The sequence below is a fragment of the Actinospineispora spinosispora DSM 44797 genome (assembly GCF_000429025.1).
Classification (GTDB): Bacteria; Actinomycetota; Actinomycetes; order Mycobacteriales; family Pseudonocardiaceae; genus Pseudonocardia; species Pseudonocardia spinosispora.
On sequence record NZ_AUBB01000017.1, the window covers coordinates 187,896 to 202,947 of the forward strand.

The 15,052-nt window shown below is 69.8% G+C and carries 14 protein-coding genes; 7 read left to right on the forward strand and 7 right to left on the reverse strand.

The genetic code is table 11. The features are described 5' to 3' along the window. Positions 1–57 precede the first annotated feature (57 nt). The 5 genes from G406_RS0107040 to G406_RS0107060 all read right to left on the reverse strand — a co-directional run bounded on the left by G406_RS0107040 (position 58) and on the right by G406_RS0107060 (position 5,568). A complete protein-coding gene (locus G406_RS0107040) occupies positions 58–1,452 on the reverse strand; it encodes an MFS transporter (protein WP_028933300.1) in 1,395 nt (464 codons plus the stop codon). After that, entirely contained in the window at positions 1,445–1,891 is a 447-nt protein-coding gene (locus G406_RS0107045; RefSeq protein WP_028933301.1) for a MarR family winged helix-turn-helix transcriptional regulator, read from the reverse strand. The genes G406_RS0107040 and G406_RS0107045 overlap by 8 nt, the downstream gene beginning before the upstream one ends. A 58-nt stretch (positions 1,892–1,949) precedes the next feature. Then, on the reverse strand, positions 1,950–3,266 hold the full coding sequence (locus G406_RS0107050; protein ID WP_028933302.1) for an MFS transporter: 1,317 nt from the start codon (positions 3,264–3,266) through the stop codon (positions 1,950–1,952). A gap of 34 nt (positions 3,267–3,300) precedes the next feature. Then, entirely contained in the window at positions 3,301–4,626 is a 1,326-nt protein-coding gene (locus G406_RS0107055; RefSeq protein ID WP_028933303.1) for an MFS transporter, read from the reverse strand. Positions 4,627–4,797: 171 nt separating this feature from the next. After that, positions 4,798–5,568: an IclR family transcriptional regulator gene (locus tag G406_RS0107060; RefSeq protein ID WP_169736636.1), complete on the reverse strand. Its 771-nt coding sequence runs from the start codon at positions 5,566–5,568 to the stop codon at positions 4,798–4,800. Positions 5,569–5,694: 126 nt separating this feature from the next. Between G406_RS0107060 and G406_RS0107065 the strand changes: the two genes are divergently transcribed. The 7 genes from G406_RS0107065 (at position 5,695) to G406_RS0107095 (ending at position 12,707) form a co-directional block, all read left to right on the forward strand. Next, a complete protein-coding gene (locus G406_RS0107065; RefSeq protein WP_028933305.1) occupies positions 5,695–6,291 on the forward strand; it encodes an SRPBCC family protein in 597 nt (198 codons plus the stop codon). Continuing rightward, a complete protein-coding gene (locus G406_RS45090; RefSeq protein WP_084215845.1) occupies positions 6,288–7,229 on the forward strand; it encodes an FAD binding domain-containing protein in 942 nt (313 codons plus the stop codon). Before G406_RS0107065 ends, G406_RS45090 begins: the two co-directional genes overlap by 4 nt. Continuing rightward, entirely contained in the window at positions 7,186–9,528 is a 2,343-nt protein-coding gene (locus tag G406_RS45095) for a xanthine dehydrogenase family protein molybdopterin-binding subunit (protein ID WP_051341748.1), read from the forward strand. The genes G406_RS45090 and G406_RS45095 overlap by 44 nt, the downstream gene beginning before the upstream one ends. Next, the gene (locus G406_RS45100; RefSeq protein WP_037075448.1) at positions 9,525–10,013 is read left to right on the forward strand and encodes a (2Fe-2S)-binding protein; all 489 of its coding nucleotides are present in this window, start codon (positions 9,525–9,527) and stop codon (positions 10,011–10,013) included. The genes G406_RS45095 and G406_RS45100 overlap by 4 nt, the downstream gene beginning before the upstream one ends. Beyond that, positions 10,010–10,792, forward strand: coding sequence for an alpha/beta fold hydrolase (locus G406_RS0107085; protein WP_028933306.1), 783 nt, complete (start codon positions 10,010–10,012; stop codon positions 10,790–10,792). Before G406_RS45100 ends, G406_RS0107085 begins: the two co-directional genes overlap by 4 nt. Before the next feature lie 16 nt (positions 10,793–10,808). Further along, entirely contained in the window at positions 10,809–12,254 is a 1,446-nt protein-coding gene (locus G406_RS0107090) for a UbiD family decarboxylase (RefSeq protein WP_245607035.1), read from the forward strand. A 63-nt stretch (positions 12,255–12,317) separates the two neighbouring features. Then, a complete protein-coding gene (locus tag G406_RS0107095; protein WP_028933308.1) occupies positions 12,318–12,707 on the forward strand; it encodes a hypothetical protein in 390 nt (129 codons plus the stop codon). Positions 12,708–12,758: 51 nt separating this feature from the next. Here G406_RS0107095 and G406_RS0107100 read toward each other — a convergent pair whose 3' ends face one another. Further along, a complete protein-coding gene (locus tag G406_RS0107100; protein WP_245607036.1) occupies positions 12,759–13,979 on the reverse strand; it encodes a M24 family metallopeptidase in 1,221 nt (406 codons plus the stop codon). Next, on the reverse strand, positions 13,972–14,904 hold the full coding sequence (locus G406_RS0107105; RefSeq protein ID WP_028933310.1) for an FAD-dependent oxidoreductase: 933 nt from the start codon (positions 14,902–14,904) through the stop codon (positions 13,972–13,974). Before G406_RS0107105 ends, G406_RS0107100 begins: the two co-directional genes overlap by 8 nt. Between the last annotated feature and the right edge of the window lie 148 nt (positions 14,905–15,052).

The following is a 15,052-nucleotide window of genomic DNA, read 5'->3' on the forward strand; positions in this document are numbered from 1 at the left end:
TGCCACCGCGCACAAGCCGATCGGACAGCGCTATTACGCACATCGAACGCGTACCCCTCAACTCGGGGTTGCCGAGCTACCGCCGTGAGATCGGTCGCGAACGCCGGCCAACGTCCTGTCGAGAACGGTCAGGAGCAGGAAGACCACACCCGCGCCGAGCATGGTCCAGGCGAGGTCGTGCATCCCAGCGGTGTCCGCGCGCTGCCCGAACGAGACAGCGGTGATGGCGGAGGCAACCATCGAGCCGACGTAGGCGAAGGTGCGCAGCAGTCCGGCCGAGGAAGCGGTGCGCTCCGGGTCGGCCTGCAGGTAGACCGAGTTCTGGAGGGCCAGGTTGTTCAGACCCTGTGGGACACCGAAGATCAGGGCGACGACCACCAGCAGCCACATCGGGCTGCCGCCGGTGAGAGTCAGCATGACCGCACACGCGACGATCTGCGCGAGCGCACCGACGACGAGCTTTCCCCGGACACCTCGGCGCCGCCCGGACACCAGCGAGACCCCGATGGCCACCAGGAACATCGGAATCTGCACGAGGCCGGCGTCGAGGGGGGAGAGCCCGAAACCCTGCTGTGTCCACTGGGTGAATCCGTACAGGAACGAGTATGCGACGACGTACGCCACCAGCGCCCGCCCGTAGGTGAGCACGAGTGGCATGTTGCCGCCCAGCAGCCGCAGATCGATGAACGGCGTGGAGGCGCGTTGCTCTCTCGCCGCGAACGCCACGCTCGCGGCCACAGCGAGCACGAGCAGGTACCAGTCTCGCAGGTGCAGGTTCATCAGGAAGAGCAACAACGAGACGAGCATCGCGGCGAACAGGGCCATGCCGGACAGGTCGAGCTGTGCGACGACACCGCCGACCCGTGGACGGTCGACCCTCGGCAGCCGCAGCGCCCCCAGCAGTACCGCGGCCACGGCGAGCGGCACGTTGAGCACGAAGGTGGCGCGCCACCCGCCCACCGCGACCAGCGCCCCGCCGAGCAGCGGACCGAGGACGGCGATGGTCTGGTTGGCGACGGCCAGCGCGGTCAGCACGCCACCTGGACTGTCCTGACCGGTGCGTGCGGCTTCGGCGCGCAGCAGCGCCATCGCGGCGGGATACCCGGCGCACGTGCCGAAACCGAGCAGGACTCGCGCGCCGATCAGGACGCCGAGGCCCGGCGCGAGGGTTCCGACGAGCCCGGCGATGCCGACGAGGCTCGTGCTGATCAGGAAGAGCCTGCGCGGCCCGAAGATGTCGATGAGCCGGCCCACAACCGGTTGCCCGAGGGCCGTCGCCAGGTAGAGCGCGGACACCAGCCATGCGGTCTCCGACGGTGGCGCACCCAGCGCGTCGCCGATGGGGATGAGCGTGACCGCGATGATCGTCGAGTTGATCGGGTTCAGTACCGAACCCAACAGCATCGGCGGGAGCAGCCTCCGGTCGAAGCCCGCCGCCTTCCGATCAGTCATGGGTCAGGCGCTCGAGTACCGCCATGGCGGCTATGACGACCTGCCGTTCGTCCTCCGTGCACCTGCGCTGCAACTCGCCGGCGAGCCATCCGTGCCGGGCCTGTCGCCCCTCCTCCACTCGCCGCTGCCCCTCGGGAGTCAGTGAGATCAGCAGACGCCGTCCGTCGCCGGGGTCGGCCCGCCGTTCGACCAGACCCAACGCGGCCAGTGCCGAGATGCTCGACGTCACCGACTGGTGCCGCACACCTTCGATCGACGCCAGCTCGCTGGCCGTGACTCCCTGCCTGGCCGACAGGTGGGCCAGAACCGACGCCTGTCCGAGCGTGATGTCCTCGGCTTCGGCCGCGTTCAGGATCCGGCGCCGCAGCCGGCTGATGACCGTACGGACCTCCCGCGACGCCTGAACCGCTGACGCACACGGACTCGAGCTTTCCGTCATGCGCCCACACTAAATTTCTACAGCTCACACTGTACAGTTTGAGCTGTAGAACTGTGAGCTATTCGATCGCGTGGATCGTGCGTCCTGTCCGGTCCGGCACCGTGAACGCGAACAACGCGCACAGAATCGGCCCGACCACGCCGAGGGCCAAGGCCACCGACACGGAGCCCCCGATGCTCAGTGCCGCCAACGGGAACAGGCCCGCCCCCAAGCCGCGCCCCGCGTAGTAGCTCGTGTTGGAGCCGGCGGACCGGATTCGGGTGGGGAAGTACTCGGCCATCCACACGCCGAGGACGCCGAACCCGCCACTCCCGGCCGCGCACAGCATGATCGCCCAGAACGTCTGGTCGACCCAGAACGTGGCGCCGACGTGCGCGGAGCCGGTGAGCACGAGCACCATGAGCCACCCGAACCCGGCAACCCCGACGAGACTGGACAGGAAGACCGCCCGCCGACGGTTGGTCACGTCCGACAGCGCACCCGTCAACGGGTAGGTGACAGCGGTGACCAGCGAGGTCAACAAGACGATCACGCTGGCCGTACCCAACGGCACCTTCTGGACCCGCACCAGGAACGTCGTCAGATAGGCGATCATCGAGTTCGTGGTCAGGAACATCGCACTGGCGAGCACGATGAACAACAGCGTGCCCCGGACGTGGTCACGCCGGAACAACTCCCCCAGCGGGACCTTGGCCGGCCGCAGCTCCTCCGGCACGCGGCCGGCGGCCAGCTCGGCGCGATAGTGCAGCCAGTGCCGTGACTCCGGCAGCAGGAACGCGGCGAGTGCGCCGATCACCAGCGTGGCCGCGCCGATGACCACGTAGCCGCCACGCCAGCCCAGCGCCTCGCCGAACTGGGCCGTACAGAAGTAGACGATGCCGACGGTGACCATCTGGCCCGCGAAGTACATCGCCTGGATCGCGCCACCCATGGCGCCCCGGCGGCTCGTCGTCCAGTACTCGGCGAACATCGCGAACGCCAGTCCGAACAACCCGCCCATCCCGACGCCCGCCACCAGCCGGGTGACCAGGAACAGCGCGTAGTTCGGGGCGAGTCCGCCGAGCACCGCCGCGATCCCGAAGATCAGCACCGAGCCTGTGTAGGTCCAGCGTCGTCCGTACCGGTCACCGAGCCAGCCGCACAGCAGGCCGCCGACGATGGATGCAAGTCCCTGCAGGGTCGTGACCTGAATGAGCTCGACGGTGCCCACTCGCAGGCTGTCCGCGATGTAGGCCATCGGGTACCCGACGAGGTTCAGCTCGGCGCCGTCGAACAGGGTGCCGAGGAACGCGAAGACGAGCACGAGGACGACCCGGCCGCGGCCGGGCGCCGCGACGACGGTCGCGGGGGCGTCGGTACTACCGGAAGAAAGCATGGAGGTCCCTCGGAAGGTCGAGACGGCGGTGGGGTCACTCGGGGAGCGGACGGCCTCGGGTCTCCGGGCACAGCGGCGCGACGGCGAGGCCGAGGATGTAGATGAGGCCGACGACGGTCGCGGCGACGCCGTACCCACCCAGGTGGGAGATGATCGCACCGGACAGCAGAGGGCCGAGGAATGCGACGAAGCGGGCCGCGTTGAACACGAACGCCACACCGGTGGCACGCAGGTGGGTCGGGTAGAGCTCCGGCAGCCACACCGGCATCCAGGTGTACTGGCCCAGGGTGAAGAAGCCGTTGACGATCAGCACGATCACGACCAGCCGTAGGTCGTGGACCAGCAGGAACAGCACCGGGGTGAGGACGAGCGAGGCGGCGAAGTACAGCAGCACGGTCGGTTTGCGACCGATGCGGTCGGCGAGGAATCCGAACGAGACGTAGCCCGCGATCGCCCCGACGTTGTAGATCATGCCGGCGCCGCTCGCCCACGCCGAGGCGCTGTGCCCCGCCGAGGTGGCCAGTGACGCGACGTACAGCGGCACCCAGGTCGAGATGCCCCACCAGCCGAGGGTCGTGACCAGGGACATGACCGAGGCGACGATGGTCAGCCTGCGCAGCTTCGGGTCGACGAAGATCTGGCGCAGCGTCAACCGCGTGTAGGACTGTTCCTGCTCGGACAGTTCGGAGGTCGAGCGTGCACGCAACCGTGTTCTGCGGCCGTGAGCCTGCTTCCACTGCTCGGATTCGGGGACCGAGCGGCGCAGCCACAGCGCGAAGACCGCGGGGAGCACGCCGATGAGGAACATCAGCCGCCACGAGTCGGGGCCCAGCGGCGCGATGAAGTACCAGCAGGCGGACGCGATGAAGAAGCCGAGCCCGAGGCCGCACTGCATGAGGCCCGCCGCCTTGGCCCTGGCATTGCGCGGCCAGATCTCGGCCACCAGCGACGTCCCGGTACCCCATTCCGAACCCAGCGCGAAACCGGTGACGAAGCGCAGCACCAGGAACGAGGCCCAGGACCAGGACAGCGCGGTCAGGCCGGTGAAGGCCGCGTACAGCACGATGGCGGTCAGCAGTGTCCTGCGTCTGCCGAAGTAGTCGGCGAAGACCCCACCCAGGATTCCGCCCATCCCCCAGCCCAGCAGGGTCACGGCGATGGTGACGCCGGTGAGGAACGCGATCGACGGCCCCGGCGCGGCCGGATCGAGCCGCCGCAGCACGGTGCTCGCGGTGAGGATCAACGCGTAGGTCTCGAAGCCGTCGAACAACCAGCCGAGGTTCGCGGCGACCAGCGAACGCCACTGCGCGCCGGTCAGTCCCGCGCGCCATCCTTTGCCGACGACAGCGGTGTCGTGCACGGGTTCACTCCCTTGCTCGCCTGACGCCGACAAGCCCTGCAGATTGGACAACTTGTCCTCTATGCAGGACTGGCGGCGAGGTGGCGAACGCTAAGCCGGTGCTCAGTGCGTCGTCAAGAGTGAGTCGAGACAGCTCCGTGGATACGGAGAAATTGGCTCTCTGACACCGATTCAGCGGATCGGGAGCTGACCGCCGATGCGATGTGTGATGCGCAGACCGGTGTCGCGGATGAGCGCGCCCGCGTTGGCCACAGTGGACTCGTTGAGGTCGGAGGAGAACGCCAGGGAGCACAGCGCGATGGTCACGCGCCCCCGTTCGTCGAAGACCGGGGCCGAGACACCCGACTGACCGAGGTCGTACTCGCGCACGCTCGTCCCGTACCCGCGATCGCGGGTCGTGGCGAGCACGTCGCGCAGCGCGGAGGGCTCCACGACCGTCTCCCGAGTGAACGCGGTGACCCCGTGTTTCACGACCAGCTGGTCGACCTCGTCCGGATCGGACCAGGCCAGGAAGGCGCGCATGATCGCGGGCGCGGAGAACGGGAAGACGTCCCCGACACCCACGGTGATGCGCACGCCCGATCCGGCGTCGGACTTGGCCAGCACCGAGTACTCACCGGACCCGTGCCGTCGCACCGCGAAGGACAGGTAGCCCAGCCGCTTGCTCAGCGAGTCCAGCTCCACCTGCACGACCTCGCTGACCCAGTCCTGCGAGACGTCGGCGAGGGCCAGCAGCCGCGGACCCAGCCACCACCCGGCGCGTTCGCCACGGCTGGCCGCCCAGCCCGCCCTCTGCAGGGTGCCGAGAATGTTGTAGCAGGTACTGCGGTTGAGCTGGAGGTCCTCGATCAGCACACCGGTCGCGACCGGTTCCGGCCATTCCCTGGCGATCCGTTCCAGCAGTCGCACCGCGTTCGTCACCGCCGGCACATCACTCGCCATGACCACCCCTTTTCCCGCACTGCCGCGATCAACGGTAGCCCGGAGCGGCTCCGGACCGGTTGACGCCTGAGCAACGAGTGTTAATGTCCTCCATACGAGATACATCGTCCTCTCTGGCGGTCATTAATGAAACTCGGTTCCACCTTTCCCGTCCCGGCTTCACGCGATCGGGTCTTCGCCCACTTCCTCGACCCGGACTCGATGCGTGCCTGTGTGCCCGGCTGTTCCGAGCTGGTGAAGTCCGACGACACGCACTTCCGGGGTGCCTTGGTCAACGAGATCGCCCATGTGCGGTTCTCCGCCGCCTTCAGCGCGGAGATCACCTCGCTGGAGGCCCCGGCCCGGGTCGAAGCCGTCCTGCGGGGCGAGGACCGCAAGCTCAGCAGCTCCATCAAGGTGGACGCGACGCTCGCGGTGCACGAGACCGGGCCGGACTCCTCCTCGGTCGAGTTCGGCATGGACCTCGCGCTGTGGGGCACCCTCGGCCGGCTGGGCGAGTCAATCGTCCGGCGGCGCTCGGAGGACGTCCAGCGCCAGTTCGTCGAGGTCTTCTCCCGGGTGTGCGCGGCGGGCCCGCCCGGAGCGGACAACGCGGTGGTGCGCCGGCTGCTCGCCCCGCCGGCCGAGGTCGGACAGGCCGAGGGCGAGGTGGCGACGCGGCTGAGCTGGTGGCGGCGGCTGCTCGCCCGCCTCGGCGTGCGTCGCGCGGCGGCACCACGATGACCTCGACCGAGAGCGTGACCCGACTGCACCGGCCGGACTCCCTCGACGAGGCCTGCAGGCTGTTGACCGCGCTGGACATGCCGATGATCTACGGCGGGGGCACAGCGGTACAGATTCTGCTGAAGCAGGGTGTGCTGTTCGCCTCCGATCTCGTCGACCTCTCCCGGATCGCCGGGCTCGATCGCATCGACGCCACCGAGAACGGCATCCGGGTCGGCGCGATGGTGACGCTGCGCCGGATGGAGACCGACGCGCAGGTGCACCGGACCGCGCCGTTGGCCGCGCGGGTGTACGGCCACGTCGCCAACCCCAGGGTCCGCAACACGGCCAGCGTCGGCGGCAACCTCGCTCACGGTGACTACCGGCTGGACCCACCCACCGCGCTGCTCGTGCTCGACGCGCAGGTGGAGCTCACGTCGACGGCGGGCTCGCGAAAGCTTCCGATCCGGGAGTTCTTCACCGGGTTCCAGCAGACCGCGATCGCGCACGGCGAGCTCGTCAGCGCGGTCCACGTTCCACGCCAGCCGAGCCCGCACAGCGCATTCGTGAAGCTCAGCAGCCTCTCGGTGAACGACTGGCCGTGTGCCTCGGCCGCCGCGCTGGTCGTGCCGGTCGGCAGGCGGAGAGACAACAGTGAGCTACGGCTCGGACTCGGCGCCTTGGCGTCCCGGCCCGAGTTCCTGAGCCTGACGCTTCCGTCGGACACCGGTCTCCATGATGCCGTCGACGCGGCGGCGCGCGCGGCCGCCGAGGTGATCGATCCGATCCCGGACATCCGGGGGTCGGCGGACTTCAAACGTCGGCTCGGGCTCGTCGCGGTCCGCGACGCCGTCCGTCAGGCGTGGGAGTCGGCACAGCGAGCAACGGGGGACCACGACAGTGAGGAGGGATCGGATGCCCAGCGAGCTTCACGCCGTCGTTGGTGGCGCGGTCGGTGAACGGTGGGCCCGCACGGACGCGCGGGCCAAGGTTCGCGGCGAGCTGCGCTACGCGGCCGACCAGCCGCTTCCGCACTGCCTGGACGTCGTCGTCCACCGCGCGACCCGCCCGCACGCGCTGATCGACTCGGTCGACACCGCGGAGGCGCTGGGCATCGACGGTGTCGTCGCGGCGGTCACCGGTGCGCAGCTCCACGAACGCTTCGGCGATGCGCTCATGACCGGTCCGGCGTTCTCCGACCAGCCCTGTCTCGCGGTCGGCAAGGTGCGTTACGTCGGTGAGCCGGTCGTCGCGGTCGTCGCACGCGGTATCGACGCGGCGCGGATCGCGTCGGAACGGGTGATGGTCGACTACCGGGAGCTGGCTCCCGTGCACGACGTGGACGCGGCCGCCTCAGGGGGCCCGTACGTCCACGACGAGCTCAGGCCGTCCTCGGTGTTCGGCGACCTCAAGCACCTGCGCGGCAAGCGCGATACGAACGTCAACTACGAGTTCCACCTGCGCCGGGGCGACGCCGCCTCGGTGGAGGACTCGGCGGTGGGCGGGGTCACGGTGCGCGAGGAGTTCTGGTGCCCGCCGACGCATCACGTCCCGATCGAGCTGCCCTTCACAGCGGCGTGGCGCGACGGTAACCGGCTGGAGATCCTGTCGACCACCCAGACCCCCTCGTACGTCCGCCAGTCCGTCGCCGACCTGCTGGGGCTCCCCCTCAACCGGGTGCGGGTGCGCTGCGCACCGCTCGGCGGGAGCTTCGGCGCGAAGATGTACGACCGGCTCGAACCGCTGGCAGCGGCGCTGGCCTGGACCCTCGACGTGCCGGTGCGCATCGCACCCACGCGCGAGGAGGCGTTCCTGCTGACCACCCGGCACGGCGCCGCGGTGACCGGCAGCATGACCGCCGACGCCGAGGGGCGCATCGTGGCGGCGACGGCCGACGTGCGCTACGACACCGGCGCCTACGCCGACGTCGGGCCCCGCATCACGGCCAAGTCCGGGATGGTGGCGACCGGCCCGTACCGGATGACCGACGTGACCGTCCGGTCGCGCTGCATCTACACCAACAAGCCGTCGGCGGGACCGTTCCGCGGCTTCGGCGTGCCGCAGGTGACCTGGTCGCACGAGTCACTGGTCGACGAGCTGGCCAGGGCCCGAGGTGAGGATCCGGCCGAGTTCCGGCGACGCAACCTGCTGCGCGAGGGCGACGTGTGCGCGATCGGCACCCCGATGCACAGCGCGGACTTCCACGGCTGCCTCGACGCGGTGACCGAGGCGATCGGCTGGGACACCCCGCTGGTCCGCGAGGAGGGAAGGTTGCTGCGTGGCAGAGGTGTCGCCGTCGGTCTCAAGGCTGTGCTGACCCCGACGATCTCCAATGCGGTGCTGCAGCTGAACCAGGACGCCTCCGCGACGCTGTTGATCAGCACGGTCGACATGGGTCAGGGCAGCGACACGATCATGGCCCAGATCGCCGCCGAGGCGCTGTGCCTCGGCGAAGGACAGGTGCGGGTCGTCACGGCGGACACCGACGTCACCCCGTACGACACCATCACGGCGGGCAGCCGGTCGACCTATCACACCGGCAACGCGGTGCGGCGGGCCGCCGAGGCCATGCGCGACAAGCTGACCGAGCTCGCCGCGCAGCGGTTCGGCGTGCCGGTCACCGATGTGAAACTCACCGGAGAAGGCCTGGTCAGTGCCCAGAACCAGGAGAAGGTGTCGATACCCGAGCTGCTGCACGGGCACTTCGGCGCGCGCGGGACGACGTTGACCACCGAGGCGAACTTCTCCACGTCGTGGCAGCCCTACGACAAGGAGACCGGGCAGTCCGAGCGGGTCACCGAGCACTGGTTCGCCGGAGCGGCGGCCGTCCAGCTGACCGTCGACACCGCGACCGGCCGGATCCACATCGAGCACCTGGCGATCGCCGGGGACGTGGGCAGGGCGATCAACCCGGCCCTGGTCGAACAGCAGCTCACCGGCGCCGCCGTGATGGGAATCGGACATGCGCTGTTCGACCAGATGGTGTTCGACGAAGGCCAGGTGGTGAACGGCACGCTGCTGGACTACCAGCTGCCCTCGGTTCTCGACCTGCCCGACCGGATCACCCCGATCATCGTCGAGAGTCCGCACCGGACCGGCCCGTACGGCGCCAAGGGCGTCGGCGAGACCACGATCATCCCGCTGGCTCCCGCCATCGCCAACGCGGTGCGCGACGCGACCGGCATCCGGTTCACGCGGCTGCCACTCACCTCGGAGCGGGTTCTGTCCGCGCTCGTCGACCAGGAGGAGCGATCATGACCACCGACGTGCGACTGTCGGTCAACGGAGTGCGGCACCGGCTCGCCGTCGACGACGACGAGCTGTTGCTGACCACGCTGCGACGGCTGGGACACACGAGCGTCCGCGAGGGATGCGGGGTCGGCGCGTGCGGTGCGTGCACCGTCCTCGCCGACGGCCGCAGCGTCAGCAGCTGCCTCGCCAGGACGGTGCGCTACGACGCCGTCCCGGTCACCACGGCCGACGGGCTGCCCGACGGCGACGACGTCGTCGAGGAGTTCGTCGCGGCCCGTGCCATGCAGTGCGGCTACTGCATCCCCGGTTTCGTGATGATGAGCCACGAGCTGCTCGCGGAGAACCCGGTGCCCACCCGGGAGCAGATCGCGGCGCACCTGGAAGGCAACATCTGCCGGTGCGGCACCTACCAGGAGATCTGCGCCGCTGTCGCTGCCACCTCGGCCCGGCGACAGGAGCGTGCACGCGGCGACGAACGGAGACCGGCGTGAGGATCGAGACGCCCCGCGGTGACTTCGAGGTCACTGTGACCGGCTCCGGTGGACGCCCGCTGGTCGCGCTGCACCCACTCGCGCTGTCCGGTCGCGTGTGGGACCCGATGGCCTCGGTGCTCGCCGGGGCCGGCCGGCACACCGTGCTGGCACCCGACGCGCGCGGCCACGGGCGGTCCGGCTGGGACCGCGGCCCGTTCAGCATCGCCGATCTCGCCGACGACGTCGCCGCGATCATCGAACGGCACGGCCAGGGCCCGGCGGACGTCGTCGGGTTGTCCATGGGCGGCAGCACCGCGATCCTGCTCGCGGTCCGGCACCCACACCTCGTCCGTCGTCTGGTGCTGGCAGACACGACGGCCGACTACGGCGACGACCGCGAAGCGCAGTGGGGCGAGCGAGCGCGGAAAGCGGTGGACGTGCCGAGGGCGAAGCAGGTCGAGTTCCAGGTCGACCGGTGGTTCTCCCCCGCGTTCCTCGACGCCGACCCGGCCGAGGTCCAGCGGGTCTCGGACATCTTCGTCGCGACCGACTCGCGGGCGCACGCCGCGGCCTGCCACGCGTTCGCCGGGCTGGATGCGGTGGGTTCGCTGCCCGAGATCAAGGCACGCACCCTGGTGCTCGTCGGCAGGGACGACTACGCGACCCCACCCGCGATGGCGGAGGTTCTCGCCTCGGCCATTCCCGACGCGACGCTGACGGTTCTGGACGACACCCGTCACCTGAGCCTGGTCGAACGTCCCGACCTGTGGGCTCGGATCGCGGCACACCTGACATGACCGAGGAGGACCGAGGGTGCACAACGAACCGCTGCTGAGCCTGCGCGACCACATCACGGCGGTGGCGGACATGGGCGAGCTCCGCCGCGTCGACGGGACGCACTGGGACCTCGAGCTGGGCGCGGTCGCCGAGCTGAGCTACCAGCTGCCCCGACCGCCCGCTGTGCTGTTCGACGACATCGTCGGCTATCGCAAAGGACTACGGGTGCTGACCGGCAGCACGGGTTCGGCGCGCCGGTTGGGCCGTACCCTGAGGTTGGGCCACGACCTGGACGACGCGGGGGTGGTCGAGGCGCTCAGGGGCCGTCCCTCCCGGTGGGCGGCGGCCGCATCGGACTTCCCGGTCGAGATCGTCGACGACGCCCCATTGCTGGCCAACGAGCTGACCGGTGACGACATCGACCTGCTGGCGTTCCCGGTTCCCCGCTGGCACGCCGCCGACGGCGGTCGGTTCATCGGGACCGGGTGCTTCGTGGTGACCAGCAACCCGGACACCGGCGTGCACAACGGCGGGTGCTACCGGATGGAGGTCCAGGACGAGGGCAGGAGCGCCACGATCGCGGCGGTGCCCGGAAAGCACGGGGCGCAGAACATCGAGCGGTGGATCGCTCGTGAGGGCCGCGCCCCGGTGACGGTGTCGTTCGGGCACGACCCGCTGCTGCTGGTGCTCGGCGGGACGGAGGTGCCGGCCGGGATCTCCGAGCTCGACTACGCGGGAGCGGTCCTGGGCGCGCGCGTACCGGTCGTTCGGGCACCGGACACGGGGCTGCTGATCCCCGCCGGCAGCGAGATCGCCGTCGAAGGGTGGCTGACGCCGGACAACCTGCGTGAGGAGGGCCCGTTCGGTGAGTGGACCGGGTACTACTCGGGCCGCAGGCGCCCGTGCCTCAACCTGGACATCACGCGTCTGTGGCACCGTGACGACCCGATCCTGCTCGGTGCGCCACCCGGACGGCCACCGCACGACTACTCCTACATGCGCACCGTCATGAAGTCGGCGATGATCGAGGACGAGCTGGTCACGCTGGGGGTTCCCGGTGTGCGGTCGGTGTGGGCGCACGAGTCGGGCGGCGGCAGGCTGTTCATCGCGGTGTCCCTGGAGCAGCGCTACCACGGTCACGCTCGGCAGGTCGCGGCGCTCACGGCACAGTGCCCCGCGGCGGCGTACATGAACCGGTACGTCGTGGCGGTCGACGACGACATCGACCCGTCGGACCTGGAGCAGGTCATCTGGGCCATGTCGACCCGCAGCGACCCGCAGCGCGACATCGAGGTCCTGCGGTACGGCTGGGGCAGCAAGCTCGACCCGCTGCTGCCGGAGGGCGAACCGGCGTACAACAGCCGGGCGATCATCGACGCCTGCCGGCCGTTCGAACGACGTGGTGACTTCCCCGCTGTGGCGCGCAGCGACCCCGAGTACCTCGCGGGTGTGCGGGAGAAATGGCGCCATCTGCTCGGCTGAACCGTCGGCACTGACAGACTGGCGGCGAACCGAGCCGGAGGTGCCCTCATCGAACCGCAGCAGATGCCGCCGGCCGCTCGTGTGCCGGGGATCGTCGTCGCCCGGCGGTTCGTCGGCCAGGCCGACGACGCCGTCGTGATGCTCCTGGAGATTCGGGCCTACTCGCAGGGCTGCCTGCTCGACTTCGTGGCGACCGCCCGGTCCGTCTCCCCTGCCGAGCGGCCTCGGCTCGACGCCGACCTCGGTGACCGGGTCGCCGGCGAGTACGTGGTGCGCCGGCTGGACGACCCGCTCACCGGCGCGCCCCGGCTGTGGATCTCACCGCTCCCGCCGGTCGAGGGGTTCACGCTCGTCGTGGAGTGGCCGGGCTTCGGCATCGAACAGCGGACCCCGGTCGACGGCGGCCCGATCAGGCAGGCCGCCTGGGAGTCCTTCCCCGCGCTGCCCGCGTGACGGCTCGTGAGTGGTACGGGCGCCTTCAGGCGCCCGTACCACTCACGAGGTTCACAGGGGGATGATCTCGGCCGCGCCGTGGGTGAGCACCCGGGTACCACCCTCGACGAGGGTGAACGTCTGGCTCAGCCCGACTCCCCGGCGGCCGAACGAGCGCATCGAACCGGGCATGTGGAACGTCATGCCGGTCTCGAACGGCTCGTGGTTCGAGGTGGAGATGTAGAACGGGGCTCCGTCCATCCAGTGCGGCGGATGGGCGAGCCCGATCGGATAGCCGAACATGTGGTGGAAGACCTCGTCGTCGCGCAGCGGTCCGATCTCCCGGATCGCCGCCTCCGCGACATCGGAGACCGTCACGCCCGGCGCGGCGTTCTCCAGGACCGTCGCCAACGCCGTCTGGGCGAGGCTCTCCAGCCTCCTGGCCTTCGGTGACAGCTCACCATGGCCGAGCGTGCGCATGACCGGTGCGTGATAGCGGTAGTGGGTGCCGGCGAACTCGATGAACGTGACGTCGGCCAGCAACGGACCGTTACGCCAGGTGGAGTGGGCGATTCCGCCGCGCTCGCCGGTGGCGACCACCGGACCCCACGCCGACTTCGAGTTGGCGCCCGCGATCAGCGCGTAGGTGATCGCGGCGCCGATCTGAGCGTCCGTGCCTCCGTCACGTGCCGCCGCCACAGCAGCGTCCACCCCGAGCTGGGTCACCGTGGCGGCCTTCTCGACATACCCGATCTCCGCTTCCGACAGCACCAGCCGGCACCGCTCGACCAGCGCCTCACCGTCGACGACGGAGAGACCGGCGTCCTGGAGCATCGCGGTCACCATCGGCGGAGTGCCGGTCGACGAGTTCTCCAGCGCGACCACGGCACCCGCCGACAGGACGCTCGCCACGTGCCCGGTGACCGACTCCAGCGCGCGGTGCATGGTCGAGTAGTCGCAGTACAGGATGTCCTCGACGGTCGAGCTGGCGAGCGCACGGCCGATCTCCAGATCGAGCACGTAGAGGTACCGCGCGTCCCCGGTCACCAGCAGTGGTTGCGGAGCGGTCTCCGCCGAGTGGTAACCCGACAGGTAGTCCACACTCGACGGCCGGAAGACCAGGATCGCGTCCGCTCCACGTTCGGCGAGCAGTCCTCGGACCCTGGCGAGACGACCGTCGTACTCGGTCTCCGCGAACGGTGGCGGGTCCGCCCGTTCGACAACCGCCATGATCTCCGGGTCGAGGCACCGGGCAACGCGGACGTTCCCGAGCGGGGCGATGTTCCTAGGCACTCTTGATGACCTCCACGACTTCTTCGGCGCAGCCCCAGGACAGCGTGACCCCGGCGCCGCCGTGACCGTAGTTGTGCACGTATGGCCGGCCGGCGACCGACTCGAGTTCCAGCCGCACGCCGGACGTTCTCGCGGGACGCAGACCGACCCGGTGTTCCAGGATCTCGGCGTCGGCCAGGCGCGGATCCAGTTCGGCGCACCGGCCGCGAATCCGCAGGGCCAGCGCCGGGTCCGCCGTGGTGTCCCATTCGTGCTCGTCGGCGGTTCCGCCGAGGATGCAGCTGTCCGGTTGCGGGATGACGTACGACTCCCCACCGGGCCGGTCGAAGTCCGACAGCACCTGGTCGATGCCGGGATTCGTGACCCGGACGACGAGACCTCGAATCGGGTAGACCGCGTCGTCGGCAACCAGGTCCCGTGCGCCGAGTCCGGTGCAGTTCACCACCACGTCCCCGGGTGCCTCGTCGAGCGCACCGAGACGCGCGCTCTCGATCCGGCCGCCACCTGAGACGAACCGCTCCACCAGGTACGGCAGGTACCGCCGCATGTCGATGACCGGCTGATCGAACACGTAGCTGTCGACGAAACCGGCGGGCAGCTCGGTCAACCGGTGAAGGTCGGGCACCGCCTCCGCCCACCACGGCTCCGGTGCCGGTGTCCGCCAGAACTGCCGGCATTCCCGCACGAGCACACCGCCCTCGCCTCGCTCGACCAGCCCGTCGAACACCGTCCGGCTCACCCTGCTCCACCGGATCGCCCGGTCCGGTGGTTCGACCTTGTAGGGGAACCAGGTAGCGCCGGCCACGGCCGACGTCGTGTCGGCGGGCCCGGCCGCCGCGAGGACCCTCACCCGATAGCCGCTGTCGCGCAACACGATCGCGGTACTGAGGCCGATGACGCCGGCCCCGACAACGCTCACATCCATTGCCCCGAGCTAACACCAGCCGGTGGACCCGGGGCAATCGATCTCCCGGACCACACCCCGGATCCGTCCGACCACACAGGCCACACCGGTCACAGTTGACCCGAACGAGGGCCCTGTGAGAGGTGTCATACGAGCGGACATGGGTATT

Coding starts and splice junctions, on each gene's coding strand:
- G406_RS0107050 (WP_028933302.1), bottom strand. CDS start 3,266: ATGCTTTCTTCCGGTAGTACCGACGCCCCCGCGACCGTCGTCGCGGCG.
- G406_RS0107060 (WP_169736636.1), bottom strand. CDS start 5,568: ATGGCGAGTGATGTGCCGGCGGTGACGAACGCGGTGCGACTGCTGGAA.
- G406_RS0107045 (WP_028933301.1), bottom strand. CDS start 1,891: ATGACGGAAAGCTCGAGTCCGTGTGCGTCAGCGGTTCAGGCGTCGCGG.
- G406_RS0107105 (WP_028933310.1), bottom strand. CDS start 14,904: ATGGATGTGAGCGTTGTCGGGGCCGGCGTCATCGGCCTCAGTACCGCG.
- G406_RS45100 (WP_037075448.1), top strand. CDS start 9,525: ATGACCACCGACGTGCGACTGTCGGTCAACGGAGTGCGGCACCGGCTC.
- G406_RS0107040 (WP_028933300.1), bottom strand. CDS start 1,452: ATGACTGATCGGAAGGCGGCGGGCTTCGACCGGAGGCTGCTCCCGCCG.
- G406_RS45095 (WP_051341748.1), top strand. CDS start 7,186: ATGCCCAGCGAGCTTCACGCCGTCGTTGGTGGCGCGGTCGGTGAACGG.
- G406_RS45090 (WP_084215845.1), top strand. CDS start 6,288: ATGACCTCGACCGAGAGCGTGACCCGACTGCACCGGCCGGACTCCCTC.
- G406_RS0107065 (WP_028933305.1), top strand. CDS start 5,695: ATGAAACTCGGTTCCACCTTTCCCGTCCCGGCTTCACGCGATCGGGTC.
- G406_RS0107095 (WP_028933308.1), top strand. CDS start 12,318: ATGCCGCCGGCCGCTCGTGTGCCGGGGATCGTCGTCGCCCGGCGGTTC.